The sequence below is a fragment of the Pseudoalteromonas sp. S1608 genome (genome assembly GCF_005887265.1).
In the GTDB taxonomy this organism is placed as follows: domain Bacteria; phylum Pseudomonadota; class Gammaproteobacteria; order Enterobacterales; family Alteromonadaceae; genus Pseudoalteromonas; species Pseudoalteromonas undina.
Window position 1 is genome coordinate 96,569 of the sequence record NZ_PNDK01000025.1, and the last position, 12,230, is coordinate 108,798.

The 12,230-nt window shown below is 39.4% G+C and carries 15 protein-coding genes; 9 read left to right on the forward strand and 6 right to left on the reverse strand.

The window, feature by feature from the left end; genetic code table 11:
- Positions 1-20: 20 nt before the first annotated feature.
- The gene (gene hemE, locus CWB75_RS11825; RefSeq protein ID WP_008114207.1) at positions 21-1,085 is read right to left on the reverse strand and encodes a uroporphyrinogen decarboxylase; all 1,065 of its coding nucleotides are present in this window, start codon (positions 1,083-1,085) and stop codon (positions 21-23) included.
- Positions 1,086-1,589: 504 nt separating this feature from the next.
- Between hemE and CWB75_RS11830 the strand changes: the two genes are divergently transcribed.
- Positions 1,590-2,060 carry an Rsd/AlgQ family anti-sigma factor gene (locus tag CWB75_RS11830; protein WP_010392345.1) on the forward strand — a complete coding sequence of 157 codons (471 nt, stop codon included), beginning with the start codon at positions 1,590-1,592 and terminating at the stop codon, positions 2,058-2,060.
- Between the two features lie 60 nt (positions 2,061-2,120).
- On the opposite strand, the gene fkpA is transcribed toward CWB75_RS11830, so the two are convergent.
- Positions 2,121-2,873 carry an FKBP-type peptidyl-prolyl cis-trans isomerase gene (fkpA, locus tag CWB75_RS11835; RefSeq protein ID WP_021033142.1) on the reverse strand — a complete coding sequence of 251 codons (753 nt, stop codon included), beginning with the start codon at positions 2,871-2,873 and terminating at the stop codon, positions 2,121-2,123.
- 195 nt (positions 2,874-3,068) lie between these two features.
- Between fkpA and CWB75_RS11840 the strand changes: the two genes are divergently transcribed.
- Both CWB75_RS11840 and CWB75_RS11845 read left to right on the forward strand, forming a co-directional pair.
- Positions 3,069-4,067 (forward strand): WD40 repeat domain-containing protein, encoded by a 999-nt coding sequence (locus CWB75_RS11840; RefSeq protein ID WP_138570724.1) that lies wholly within the window; start codon positions 3,069-3,071, stop codon positions 4,065-4,067.
- Complete coding sequence (locus tag CWB75_RS11845) at positions 4,054-4,269, forward strand: SlyX family protein (RefSeq protein ID WP_010392339.1); 216 nt, start codon at positions 4,054-4,056, stop codon at positions 4,267-4,269. Before CWB75_RS11840 ends, CWB75_RS11845 begins: the two co-directional genes overlap by 14 nt.
- Before the next feature lie 17 nt (positions 4,270-4,286).
- Here the strand turns inward: CWB75_RS11845 and CWB75_RS11850 are convergent, their stop codons facing one another.
- The gene (locus CWB75_RS11850) at positions 4,287-4,490 is read right to left on the reverse strand and encodes a YheV family putative zinc ribbon protein (RefSeq protein WP_008114218.1); all 204 of its coding nucleotides are present in this window, start codon (positions 4,488-4,490) and stop codon (positions 4,287-4,289) included.
- A gap of 132 nt (positions 4,491-4,622) precedes the next feature.
- Here CWB75_RS11850 and CWB75_RS11855 point away from each other — a divergent pair, with 132 nt between their 5' ends.
- Entirely contained in the window at positions 4,623-6,542 is a 1,920-nt protein-coding gene (locus CWB75_RS11855) for an ATP-binding cassette domain-containing protein (RefSeq protein WP_075170819.1), read from the forward strand.
- Positions 6,529-6,945, forward strand: a complete 417-nt coding sequence (locus CWB75_RS11860) for a TIGR02444 family protein (RefSeq protein WP_138570725.1) — start codon at positions 6,529-6,531, stop codon at positions 6,943-6,945. The genes CWB75_RS11855 and CWB75_RS11860 overlap by 14 nt, the downstream gene beginning before the upstream one ends.
- Positions 6,946-7,042: 97 nt before the next feature.
- On the opposite strand, the gene CWB75_RS11865 is transcribed toward CWB75_RS11860, so the two are convergent.
- Both CWB75_RS11865 and CWB75_RS11870 read right to left on the reverse strand, forming a co-directional pair.
- Entirely contained in the window at positions 7,043-7,264 is a 222-nt protein-coding gene (locus CWB75_RS11865; RefSeq protein ID WP_010392331.1) for a helix-turn-helix transcriptional regulator, read from the reverse strand.
- The gene (locus CWB75_RS11870; RefSeq protein WP_010392329.1) at positions 7,257-7,757 is read right to left on the reverse strand and encodes a hypothetical protein; all 501 of its coding nucleotides are present in this window, start codon (positions 7,755-7,757) and stop codon (positions 7,257-7,259) included. The genes CWB75_RS11865 and CWB75_RS11870 overlap by 8 nt, the downstream gene beginning before the upstream one ends.
- A gap of 588 nt (positions 7,758-8,345) precedes the next feature.
- Here CWB75_RS11870 and CWB75_RS11875 point away from each other — a divergent pair.
- The 4 genes from CWB75_RS11875 (at position 8,346) to CWB75_RS11890 (ending at position 11,918) form a co-directional block, all read left to right on the forward strand.
- Positions 8,346-9,332, forward strand: a complete 987-nt coding sequence (locus tag CWB75_RS11875; protein WP_138570726.1) for a hydrolase — start codon at positions 8,346-8,348, stop codon at positions 9,330-9,332.
- Positions 9,333-9,334: 2 nt separating this feature from the next.
- The gene (locus CWB75_RS11880; RefSeq protein ID WP_069438560.1) at positions 9,335-9,580 is read left to right on the forward strand and encodes a YheU family protein; all 246 of its coding nucleotides are present in this window, start codon (positions 9,335-9,337) and stop codon (positions 9,578-9,580) included.
- 60 nt (positions 9,581-9,640) lie between these two features.
- A complete protein-coding gene (locus tag CWB75_RS11885) occupies positions 9,641-10,831 on the forward strand; it encodes a dipeptidase (RefSeq protein WP_054202807.1) in 1,191 nt (396 codons plus the stop codon).
- 175 nt (positions 10,832-11,006) lie between these two features.
- Positions 11,007-11,918 carry a hypothetical protein gene (locus CWB75_RS11890; protein ID WP_138570727.1) on the forward strand — a complete coding sequence of 304 codons (912 nt, stop codon included), beginning with the start codon at positions 11,007-11,009 and terminating at the stop codon, positions 11,916-11,918.
- A 125-nt stretch (positions 11,919-12,043) separates the two neighbouring features.
- Here CWB75_RS11890 and CWB75_RS11895 read toward each other — a convergent pair.
- Positions 12,044-12,230, reverse strand: a 187-nt coding sequence (locus CWB75_RS11895) for an EF-Tu C-terminal domain-related protein (protein ID WP_502704782.1), incomplete at its 5' end; no start/stop codon positions are given.

Below are 12,230 nucleotides of genomic sequence, written 5' to 3' on the forward strand. Positions count from 1 at the left end.
TTTTATTGCTAGTTCACAACTTACTTATGATATTGTGCACTTAGCTCATGCACAGCGTTAATAAATACACCCGCATTTTCTGGATCAACATCAGGTGTAATACCATGACCTAAGTTAAATACATGACCATTGCCAGTGCCAAAGTCTTCTAAAATAGTGCCGACTTCTTGGCGAATACGATCTGGCGTGCCGTGTAGCATTGAAGGATCCATATTGCCTTGTAGTGCCACTTTATCGCCAACACGACGTTTGGCATCACCAATATTAATAGTCCAATCTAGGCCTACTGCATCACAACCTGTTGCTGCAATTGCCTCAATCCATTGGCCACCATTTTTAGTGAATAAAGTAACCGGTACTTTACGGCCATCATTTTCGCGAATTAAACCATCAACGATTTTATGCATATACTGCAGTGAAAACTCATTGTAGTCACGCGGGCTCAATACACCGCCCCACGAATCAAATATCATCAGCGATTGTGCACCCGCTTTAACTTGCGCGTTTAAGTAATCAATCACTGAATCAGCTAGCTTATCAAGCAATAAATGCAGTGTTTGTGGCTCAGCAAACGCCATTTTTTTGATTTTACCAAAAACCTTACTGCTTCCGCCTTCGACCATATAAGTTGCAAGTGTCCAAGGTGAACCCGAGAAACCAATTAATGGCACTTCACCTTTAAGCTCACGACGAATAGTGCTTACAGCATTCATTACGTAGCCAAGCTCATCGGTAGGATCAAGTTTTGGAATTTTTTTAACATCGGCTAATGATGAGATTGGGCGTTCAAACTTAGGGCCTTCACCTGTTTCAAAGTACAAACCTAATCCCATTGCATCGGGAATAGTTAAAATATCACTAAATAAAATAGCGGCATCTAACGGGTAACGGCGCAGAGGCTGTAAAGTTACTTCACAGGCTAACTCAGCATTTCTACACAGGCTCATAAAATCGCCCGCTTGTGCACGTGTAGCACGGTATTCAGGTAAATAACGTCCAGCTTGACGCATCATCCATACTGGCGTGACATCAACAGGTTGCTTGGCAAGGGCACGTAAATAACGGTCGTTTTTTAATTCGCTCATAGCGTATAGAGTCCTAGGGCTTTTAGAAATTGTGCAAGATTGTACCACCATATTTGCGCCCCCTCTATCGCTAAGCGATTAAATCGCCTTAGAGTAGCGCTAGATCAAGTAATTTTTAGTTTTCATTTTATTTTGTATATAAAACAACCAAGCAAACGTTAATAATAAAAACTTTTCATTAAACTATTTGCAACATTTAAAAAAGCTTGGTATTGTTACTCCCGTGTTAACAAAACAATAACAAAAATTGTTAATACAAAAATAATAAAAATCTCTAATAAAAATAAGAATGCTTGTTTAAACAAGTCTAATAAAGAAATTAAACCACCGTAACAGGTGGTTTTTTCTTGCCTGAAATAAATTACTTACAACTTATACCTTAAACAAAACCCTCTGTGGTACTACATCTATTTTACTTGTTGATATACACGCCAATTAAATATATCTTGGATGATAGAAACTTTATTACCAATTAAAAATCCAACCCAGCTTAGGAGAAGAATTATGCTGAAGCGTGTAGAAAAAGCTCAACAAAAGTGGGGGGGTAGCCATACGGTCATCGACAATTGGTTAAACGAACGCCAAGAGCTGATTGTACTTTATTGTAAAATTGCAGGCTTTTCACCTTACGAGAAAAAAGATCAATCTTTGCCTGAACCATCACAAATTCAAGCATTTTGCCAAATCTTAATGGATTACCTATCGGCCGGCCACTTTGAAGTGTACGACGATATTGCTAAAGCTTGCGAAAAGAAAGGCCTAGAAAGCCAACAACTGGCAAATACTATATACCCACGTATTTCAGATACCACTGACATTGCTCTAGATTTCAATGACAAATACGCTGAAGTAGACGCAGAAGATTTGTTAGTAGGATTTGATAATGACCTATCGGTTATTGGTGAAGCACTGGAAGCGCGCTTTGCACTTGAAGATGAGTTAATTGATAACTTATATTCTAACCACACTGACTAATTAATTATTCAGTGCAATAAAAAAGGGACCTAAGGTCCCTTTTTTGTTTTATATAAATACTTATTCTGCAGCGGCAGCTTCTGCATCATTTTGAATTTCTAATAATTCAACTTCAAAAATAAGTGTTGAATTAGCAGGAATTTTACCTAAATCACGATCACCGTAAGCAAGATCTGAAGGAATGGTAAATTTGTACTTAGAACCAACAGTCATAAGTTGTAAACCTTCAGTCCAACCAGGAATAACACGGTTTAGTGGGAAAGTTGTTGGCTCGTTGCGTGAGTAAGAGCTATCAAATTCAGTACCGTCTAAAAGAGTACCTTTATAATGCACTTTAACTACGTCAGTCGCTACTGGCTTAGCGCCTTCGCCTTCGCTCATTACTTCGTACTGTAAACCAGACTCAGTAACCATTACGCCTTCTTTTTTAGCATTCTCAGTTAGGTATTTTTCACCCTCAACTTTGCTTTTTTCAGACTCTACTTTTGCTTTTTCTTCTTGTTTAGTACGCACTGACTCATCTAATGCTGTTAATACTTCACGAATTTTCTCTTCGTCAATTTTAGCATTACCAGCAAGTGCATCTTCAAAGCCACGCATTAATAATGCTTGATCTAATTCGATACCAATCTCTTTTTTATCTGCTAGGTCTTTATTTAAAAAGTTACCTACAGATGCACCAATACCGTATGCTTGTTGTTGCGCTACAGTATCTAGCTTAACGTCTGCTTGCTCTTTTTTTGCTTCTTGATTACAAGCTGTAAGCGCTAAAACTGACGCTGCAATCAATGACAATTTAATCGTCTTTCTCATTTTAAATCTCCGACACACTTTGCAGTTGTCATTTATTGTAATATTACTAGTTAAAGATTAACGGCCTACATGGTAGGCTGCTTGTTTAATAGCTAAACTAAAAACATATCCAGTGATTAGACAAACAACCTAGGCGTTTTTCGCAACCTAGTCTAACCTCTCAGTCACGAAGAGTTAAGAGGAAATACCTGTAATATGTCGTTATTTCGTACTTTTTTAGTTGCTACCTGCTGTTTATTAACAATTGCATGTAGTGATGAAAAACAACAAGCAGTGGCTAGTTTTGAGCACACAGCACAAGGTGCTTTCTCATCCGCACTATCGCATGATGGTCAATACAGCTTAGTGTCTTCTATCAATCATGGGGTCGCCCTTTGGGATAATCAACAGCAAGCGCTTAAATACCAATGGTTTCAACAACAGGCTGAAGATAGCTTAGTTTATGCCGTAGCCATTGCTTTTGATAATAGCGTGGCTGTTACCGCCGAAAAAACCACCTTTGCCGTTTGGGATATAGCCTCAGGCAAAAATAAAGGCTTTTACAAAATACAAAAAGCCAGCATCCGCGATATTGCCATTAGTAACCAAGGCAACAGTGTTATTTACGGACGCAGCGATGGCGTTGTGGTATTTATAAACCTTAACACTGGCAGACGCATTGAATTTTTAGGCCACCAAGATAAAGTAAACACCGTAGACCTATCACCTAATGGGCGCTATGCATTGAGCGGCTCAAACGATTATGTGGCCTACTTATGGGATACCCAAAGTGGACAAGTTATCCATCGCTTTAATCACCCAACCCGAGTAACCCAAGTCGCTTTAGATCCTCAAGGACGTTATGCTTTTACCGCCGACAGTATGGCACAAGCAAATGTATGGAAGCTGACTACAGGTGACCTTGTTAGTAAACTAAAGTATATTGCGCGTCAGAAAATTTTTACTGCGGTGCGCTTTAACAACCAAGGCACTTTATTAGCAACCGGTTCACCCAACAAACGAGTGGATTTATGGCAGCTAAACAGTGGTGAAAAAATTCAAACATGGCAAGTGACCCCAAGAGAAGGCAGTAAGCCAAAATCGGCAGTGGTACTTGATGTGACATTTACAGATAACGGTAAATCATTGTTAACTGAAAGCTCAAGCGGAATCGCTGAGCGCTTTATTATACGAGAACCAAATGAACACAATTGAACATCGGTTAATGGAGCTTGAGGCTAAAGTGGCTTTTCAAGACGAAACGATTGAAATTTTAAATGATGAAATAAAAGTTCACCAGCAACAGATGGCAAAAATAAAGCGCCAAACCGAGTTGCTGGCTGAAAAACTTAAAGAGTCGCAGTCATCACAGCCTATGATGTCGAATATGCCAGAGCCACCGCCGCCGCATTATTAAGCAGCACTAACAAGGCACTAGTCGCCTGGGTTAAACACGCCAATGATTTGTTCAAATTGGCGTGTTGATGCCTGCACAGCCTGCTCTGGTTGAGCCATTTTATGGCCACACTGCATACATTCAACTTTTTCTACGTCGTGCTCTTTGTAAAGCATTAACATATCCATAGTTTTACACTCAGGACACGTTGCTCCAGCAATAAATCGTTTTTTATGTTTCACTTCGCTTTTCCTACCATTTTGACTGACGTTATTTTATCGCAATATTTGCCTACTTGATACGATTGATATGGCTAATAAGATCCGTGTTATAATGGCGGCAATTCAATCAAGGCACAGTAAAGTAACGTATTTATGATCCAAATCTCAGAAATAGAACTGCTTCGCGGTGGCAAAGCTTTATTAAAAAATGCATCGGCTACATTATTTCCAGAGCACAAAGTAGGCCTTGTTGGTGCCAATGGCTGTGGTAAGTCAACGCTATTTAGTTTATTAAAGTCTGAGCTTTCGTTAGATGGCGGTAATTGCAGTATTCCTAAGGATTGGTCACTGGCCTCAGTAAAGCAAGAAACCCCCGCCCTTGAAATAAGCGCCATAGATTACGTACTGCAAGGCCACCCTGAATACTACGCACTAAGAATTGCGTTGCGTGAAGCCGAGCAAAATAACGATGGCGACACTCAAGCTAAAGTGCATATTCAGCTTGAAAATATTAAAGGCTATAGCATTGAAGCCAAAGCAGGTGAGCTGTTACATGGTTTAGGCTTTGCTAATAATCAAATAGAAAACCCGGTAAGTGCATTTTCGGGTGGTTGGCGCATGCGCTTAAACTTAGCCCAAGCGCTTATTCGCGATGCCGACTTACTGTTACTGGATGAGCCAACAAACCACCTTGATTTAGATGCCGTGTATTGGCTCGAGCGTTTTTTACGTGCCTACACCGGCACGCTAGTACTTATTTCTCATGACCGTGAGTTTTTAGACGCTGTGGTCGATCAAATTTGGCATATAGATAAACAACTTATTAATGTGTACAAAGGTAACTACTCGCAGTTTGAACGCCAAAAAGCTGAGCGCCTATTGCAGCAGCAAGCCATGTTTGAAAAACAACAAGAACAAATAGCGCATCTTGAGCAGTTCATTACCCGCTTTAAAGCTAAAGCCAGTAAAGCCAAACAGGCACAAAGCCGTGTTAAAGCGCTAGAGCGCATGGAAAAACTTGCCCCAGCACATGCTGACTCGCCATTTGATTTTGAATTTGCTGAGCCAACCGCCCTGCCCAATCCGCTAATGACACTCGACAAAGCCAAAGCCGGTTATGGCGATGTCACCATTTTAAACAGTATTAAGCTGAACTTAGTACCAGGCAGCCGTATTGCACTACTGGGTAGAAATGGCGCAGGTAAATCAACACTGATTAAATTACTATCAGGTGACTTACAACCTCAAGCAGGTGAAGTGTTTCAGCATCAAGGTTTAAACATTGGCTACTTTGCGCAGCATCAACTGGAGTCTCTAGATTTAAAAGCCAGTGCCGTCACTCACCTGCAACGCTTAAACCCTAAAGCCAGCGAACAATCATTGCGTGACTTTTTAGGCGGTTTTGCCTTTGTAGGCGATAAAGCACTCGACCCTGTGGCTCCCTTTTCTGGCGGTGAAAAAGCCCGTTTAGTACTGGCTATGTTGGTTTATCAAAAACCAAATTTACTACTACTCGATGAGCCAACCAACCACCTTGATTTAGAAATGCGCCACGCTTTAGTTATGGCATTACAAGGCTTTGAAGGCGCTATGGTCACGGTATCGCATGACCGTCATATGCTTAAAAATACCGCCGATGAATTTTATTTAGTTGATAATGGCGAGGTCACCCAATTTGGCTACGACCTAGATGCATATTATCAGTGGCTGCTTAATGCTAATAAAGAAGCCGCTAAAAACGACACCGACGAAGAGCCAAAAGCCCATTCACAAGTTAACCGTAAAGAGCAAAAGCGCTTAGAGGCAGAGTTTAGAAAAGCGATTCAGCCGCTGAAAAAGCAAATTGAAAAACTTGAAAAGCAATTAGATAAGTTTGCTGCAGAACTAGCTGACGTTGAAGAGGCGCTAGGCGATAACACTCTCTATAACGACGAAAATAAAGGCAAGCTTAAAGAGTTAATTACTAAACAAGCCACACTCACGCCTAAACTTAACGATGTTGAAGAAGAGCTACTTATGGCCCTTGAAGAAATGGAACAAAAAGAGCAGGCATTCGCCGATGAACTTGCTTAAAAGCAACGATTTTTGGCAGTTTGCATGTAACCTTTATAGCAAAGGTGACATGCAAACGCGCCTGTTGGATTATCAAAACCAGCTAGGTAAAAACGTCAACCTATGCTTGTTGCTGTATTACTTAGATTCTCTAAATCTAGCTATTAACCAAACACAGCTAAGCAAGCTTGAACAATCAATTAGTGAGTTTGATAAGCAGGCATTGAAGCCACTACGAGCCACACGTGCCTATTTAAAAGCCAATAAAACCGAGGTTACAGATTACGCCGCAATTCGAAAAGCACTTCTCGGTGCCGAGCTAAAATTAGAAAAGCAGCAACAGATAATATTGATTGATGAAGTTAATAGTATGAATTTAACACCTTGTGCAACGCCCAATAACAGCGATAAATATTTGACATAATTTTTCACTATTAATTTCATCAGATCATAAAGCCATTTATATTATGAATATTAGCTCTTATATACATGGTTACTTTGGTTTACTTTTATACACCAAGCTATATATCTTTAGTTTTGTATTGAAATACCTCTTCTAAAGGTAAGTTAAAAACTAAAGAAATTTTAAAAGCCACCTCTAAAGTGGGTGAATATTTATTTGCCTCAATTGCCATTACCGTTTGCCGCGTTACGCCAATAGCATCTGCTAACTGCTTTTGCGTCATTTCATCGCGTAAAAAGCGTAATGTTCGAATAGAGTTAGTTATTGCATACTCACTCATAGATATCACCCGTTCTGCCTTTATAAAGCTGCGCTATGTAATTGACTATTTCGGCAATCAAAAAAGCGCCTACCATGATATGCATTGGTAAATATGGAATATTATATTCGATAGCTGGGCCCCAGTTATTAGCTTCAATTTGATATTGAAAAATAGCAACACAAATTCCCGCCTGTAAGATTATGGCCTTGTATTTATAACCCACTAAATTTATTTGCTTTTCTCTCACATCAGGTGGCTGATTTAATTCATTATCACTGATAAATGTAAGTAATAAATAGCTCAATACTATAAGTATCACAGAATAAATTAACACCTGTAGCAATAAGCCAGATAACCAAGAAACAGAACTAAGCTGCTGCGTACTCGCATTCATTAGGCTGTTTACATAAAAGTAAGATATGTACACGCTTACTAGTAAATCGATACTCAGCGTCAGTTCTCTAAAACTTATGCTTTGTAAAAGTTCTTTAAAGTGCTCTGAACGAGTCATATAAAGCTAACTCCAAGTGAAATATTTTTGACTTTTAAACTATAAGTTCACTTTTTAGCCATGTCAAATATATTTAACACCAGGTTTATTTTATTTAACCTAAAACAAAGCAACGGTTATTCAAAGCTGAACTTTGCTGACCATCTTTATTATAAAAGTGATTAAAAAATCGCAGATAATTTACTAAAAAGTGCAAAATCGACTTAACTTTATTGATCAAAATCAACATCTGCATTGCCCATTTTATAATCTGTAAAATAGCTTGATCTGGATCATATCAAGTACCACTGAGCCAGCCTATGATTACCCCATAGACATCAGGAGGCAATTATGGACGTATTCTTTAGAGATTTTTTTAGCGACCCAGTACTATTTTTATCATTTGGATTTTTAGGCGTCGTTATTAGTTTATGCCTCTTCTTTGTGTATTTTTTCATGAAAAAAGTACACGATGCAGATATTAAAGAACAGCATTAAGCACGACGCACAAAGCGCCTTATTAGTTTACTGATTAGGCGCTTTTTATTTTTAAATATAAAAAATTTGCTACACTAGCGCTTCGTTAATTGCAAAGTGCGTAGTACAGACATGATCTCTAAGTTCAAACCCGCATGGTGGATGACCAACCGACACGTTCAAACCATAATACCGCGTTTTTTCCGCCCTTTTCATCATACTCGCTACGAACTTGCGCAACTTGATACGCCCGACGGTGACTTTATTGAGCTTGCTTGGTCACTCCCGCATAACGAAAAAGCACCACTCGCAGTGGTACTTCATGGACTTGAAGGCAATATCAACAGTTTTTATGCCAAAGGCATGATGAAGGCATTAAAAAAGCAAGGCTTTGCTGTCGTATTGATGCACTTTAGAAACTGCTCAACCGAAGTAAACCGCTTACCAAGAGCCTACCATAGTGGCGACACCGCCGATTTAGCTTTTTTTATAAATCATTTAAAACAACAGTTTCCAAATCGCCCTATTGTAGCGGTGGGTTTTTCATTGGGTGGTAATGTACTGGCTAAGTATTTAGGCGAAGAAAACATTCACTGCCCGCTTAACGCAGCTGCCGTGATATCTGCGCCCTATGATTTATCATCATCTAGTGATGTTATTCGTAAAAGCTTAGGTAAAATTTATCAAAAATATTTGCTCGATCGAATGAAAAAGTCGATGCAACGTAAATTACCGCAAATTAAACAGCAGATACCGATCACCACTGATCAATTAATGGAAATTGATGATTTATTAGAGTTCGATAACCAGCTTACAGCACCGTTGCATGGCTTTGAGAATGCACACGATTACTACAAAAAAGCCAGTGCGATGCCATATTTAAAAGATATTGCGACACCTACACTAATTATTCATGCCAAAGACGACCCTATGCTGTCGATTAAAGCGGTTCCAAGTAGTCAGGATGTAAGTGAGCATGTTACGCTGCGTATCTCTGAAAAAGGCGGCCACGTTGGCTTTATTAGCGGTAACAATCCACTTAAGCCCGTGTATTGGTTAGAGCAAGTAGTGCCTGACTATTTTAAGCAATGTGTATTTAATAACACCGATAAAGAGTGACTATGATTATTCCTTTTGAACAACTTGATAAAGACACACTGTACAACCTAATTGAAAGCTATGTACTGCGTGAAGGCACAGATTATGGCGAACAAGAATTCAGTATTGAAAGTAAAGTGGCGCAAGTAAATCAGCAATTAAAAAGCGGTGAAGCCATGGTTTTTTTCTCTGAGCTGCACGAGTCGGTCACCATTATCTCGAAAAACGAATTCAAAGCTATGCAAAGTGAAGCGCAATTCGACGAGTAAACTTGTCAGACACGGCGTAAAAATAGACAATGGTTTTTTTAACTCAAAGAGCCATTATAAATGATAAAACTAAGCTCACTAGTTGCTGCAATGTCGATTGCATTAACCGGCGCAGTCAGCGCTGAAATAACCCCTTCAGATAAAGCAATCAAGCTTGCTCACGATACCATTTTAATCGACACCCACATCGATGTACCTTACCGTATTCATGACAAATGGGCGGATGTAACTAAAGCCACTGAGGGCGGCGATTTTGATTACCCTCGTGCAGTAAAAGGCGGTTTAAACGCGCCATTTATGTCGATTTATATTCCTGCTCATTTAGAGTTTGAAGGCAAAGGAAAAAGCTTTCAATTAGCGAATCAATTGATTGATGGTATGGAAGCGATTGCGTTTCGTGCTCCAGATAAGTTTGCCATTGCCAGCTCAACAAGCGATATAGAAGCACAATTTGCGCAAGGTAAAATGTCGATTGCCATGGGTATGGAAAACGGATCGCCTATCGAGGGCGAAATGAAAAACCTACAACACTTTTTTGATCGTGGCGTGCGTTACATCACCCTAGCTCACTCGCAAAGCAATCATATTTCTGACTCATCATACGATATTCGTCGCAAGTGGAAAGGCTTAAGCCCATTCGGTAAAGAGCTAGTAAAAGAGATGAATAACATCGGCATGCTGATTGATGTATCGCATATTTCGGACGATGCATTTTATCAAGTAATGGAATTGTCTAACACACCCGTTATTGCGTCACACTCTTCACTACGTAAATACACGCCGGGTTTTGAGCGTAATATGAATGACGACATGCTGTTAGCCCTTAAAAAGAACGGTGGTGTGATTCAAATTAACTTTGGTTCAAGTTTTGTTACTTCAAAAGCCGGAAGTTGGTACGATCAATTCAAAAGTAAAAAACAAACAATTACTGAAGAAGGCAAAAAAGTAGCTAAAGATTTTGATGCGATGTACCGCGCTAAAAATCCATTTCCATTTGCTAGCCTTGAGCAAGTTCTTGATCATATTGATCACGTTGTGAAGCTAATTGGTATCGAACATGTTGGTATTGGCTCTGATTATGACGGTGTAGGTGACTCACTGCCTATCGGCTTAAAGGATGTATCTAGCTACCCTAACCTAGTTCAAGGTTTGATGGACAGAGGTTACAGTGATACCGATATTAAAAAGATTTTAAGCGGCAATACACTAAGAGTGTGGAAGCAAGCTGAGCAATACGCAAAATCGCATTAAGCTTTACGCGCTAGGCTTAGGTCTAGCGCTTATAGCCAATTTAAACACCGTATTTCGCCACTCACGCCCCCCCCTTCTTAATTAACCCGTATATTTCATCCTCATTTAACACATTTTTTAACAGACTTATATTTCGAAAACAGATAAATTACCCATTTTAGAGGCAGATTATTTTATGACTATAAACAAAGGAACTCTTGCGATTACTATAGCAACACTTGCCTTGGTAATTTCATGCTACGGAACATTTTTTAAAGATCAGCCCAGTTCGCTTAATAAACCCAAGCAGCAACAGCTAAGCCCCACAGTTTCTATTAGTACTCCTGCAGAATATCAGCAATCAAATGAAGCCTTAATTGACGAACTAAGCAAGAAAGTAAGTTCGCTACAACGCAAAGTAGCAAACTTAACACTGCACGCTAATGGCTCTTATCAAGAACAAGATACCGACGAATTTAAGGAACTTGTTCTTGACGTACTAGAGGAAAAACAGCAGCAAGAAGATGAAAAACGACGTAAGCAAAATCCTCTTTATAGCTTTTATGCAGACTTACCAGAAGACTATGATTTAAGGATCAAATCAGAACCTGATTATGCTAAACAAATAAACTCTCAATTAAGAGAGCAAACTTTAGATCCAAGCATCTCTGATTTAAATAGGTTAGCTGCACTGAGCCAACTGCAAATGAATATGTATATTCTAAATAAATCTACTATGCCTGAGTACGACTATGAAGTAGTAGGTAACATTTTAAATTTAGCGAACAACAGTAGTGATGAAAAATTTAAAATTCAAGCTATTGAGTTATCAACTCAAACACCGGTACTTGATTACCGCCTTGCAGAGCAATTTACAAACTTGTTAGAGCAAGACACGAATGATTATATCCGTCGCTTAGCTGCACAAGGACTGATGGCGCAATACTACCAAGCTCAAAATAAACAAGATGGTTATACGAAGCAAATGGCGCAGCATCTACTGTCAGTTTATAACAACAGCTCTGACAATGCAGTCAGGGCAACGCTTGACGAAATAATGGGTAACCAAGATATGCTTGATGAATTACGTAAGAATGCTGGTTACTAACTGATTAAGTTCATGCTCCTACTCTGTTACAGCGATAACATTAATACTTAAATTTTACTTCAGACATTAAAAAACCCGAGGCTAAGCTCGGGTTTTTTTAATGCTTAATGTATTACAACAGTTGATTACTCAACGATAGTTGCAACAACACCAGCACCAACAGTACGGCCACCTTCACGGATAGCGAAACGAAGACCTTCGTCCATCGCGATTGGCGCGATTAGCGTTACTGTCATCTTAACGTTATCACCAGGCATTACCATTTCTACGCCTTCTGGTAACTGTACGTCACCTGTTACGTCAGTTGTACGG

Bases quoted from the DNA above. Each gene is read 5' to 3' on its own strand.
- hemE (WP_008114207.1), bottom strand. From the start codon at position 1,085: ATGAGCGAATTAAAAAACGACCGTTATTTACGTGCCCTTGCCAAGCAA.
- CWB75_RS11830 (WP_010392345.1), top strand. From the start codon at position 1,590: ATGCTGAAGCGTGTAGAAAAAGCTCAACAAAAGTGGGGGGGTAGCCAT.
- fkpA (WP_021033142.1), bottom strand. From the start codon at position 2,873: ATGAGAAAGACGATTAAATTGTCATTGATTGCAGCGTCAGTTTTAGCG.
- CWB75_RS11840 (WP_138570724.1), top strand. From the start codon at position 3,069: ATGTCGTTATTTCGTACTTTTTTAGTTGCTACCTGCTGTTTATTAACA.
- CWB75_RS11845 (WP_010392339.1), top strand. From the start codon at position 4,054: ATGAACACAATTGAACATCGGTTAATGGAGCTTGAGGCTAAAGTGGCT.
- CWB75_RS11855 (WP_075170819.1), top strand. From the start codon at position 4,623: ATGATCCAAATCTCAGAAATAGAACTGCTTCGCGGTGGCAAAGCTTTA.
- CWB75_RS11860 (WP_138570725.1), top strand. From the start codon at position 6,529: ATGAACTTGCTTAAAAGCAACGATTTTTGGCAGTTTGCATGTAACCTT.
- CWB75_RS11865 (WP_010392331.1), bottom strand. From the start codon at position 7,264: ATGAGTGAGTATGCAATAACTAACTCTATTCGAACATTACGCTTTTTA.
- CWB75_RS11870 (WP_010392329.1), bottom strand. From the start codon at position 7,757: ATGACTCGTTCAGAGCACTTTAAAGAACTTTTACAAAGCATAAGTTTT.
- CWB75_RS11875 (WP_138570726.1), top strand. From the start codon at position 8,346: ATGATCTCTAAGTTCAAACCCGCATGGTGGATGACCAACCGACACGTT.
- CWB75_RS11880 (WP_069438560.1), top strand. From the start codon at position 9,335: ATGATTATTCCTTTTGAACAACTTGATAAAGACACACTGTACAACCTA.
- CWB75_RS11885 (WP_054202807.1), top strand. From the start codon at position 9,641: ATGATAAAACTAAGCTCACTAGTTGCTGCAATGTCGATTGCATTAACC.
- CWB75_RS11890 (WP_138570727.1), top strand. From the start codon at position 11,007: ATGACTATAAACAAAGGAACTCTTGCGATTACTATAGCAACACTTGCC.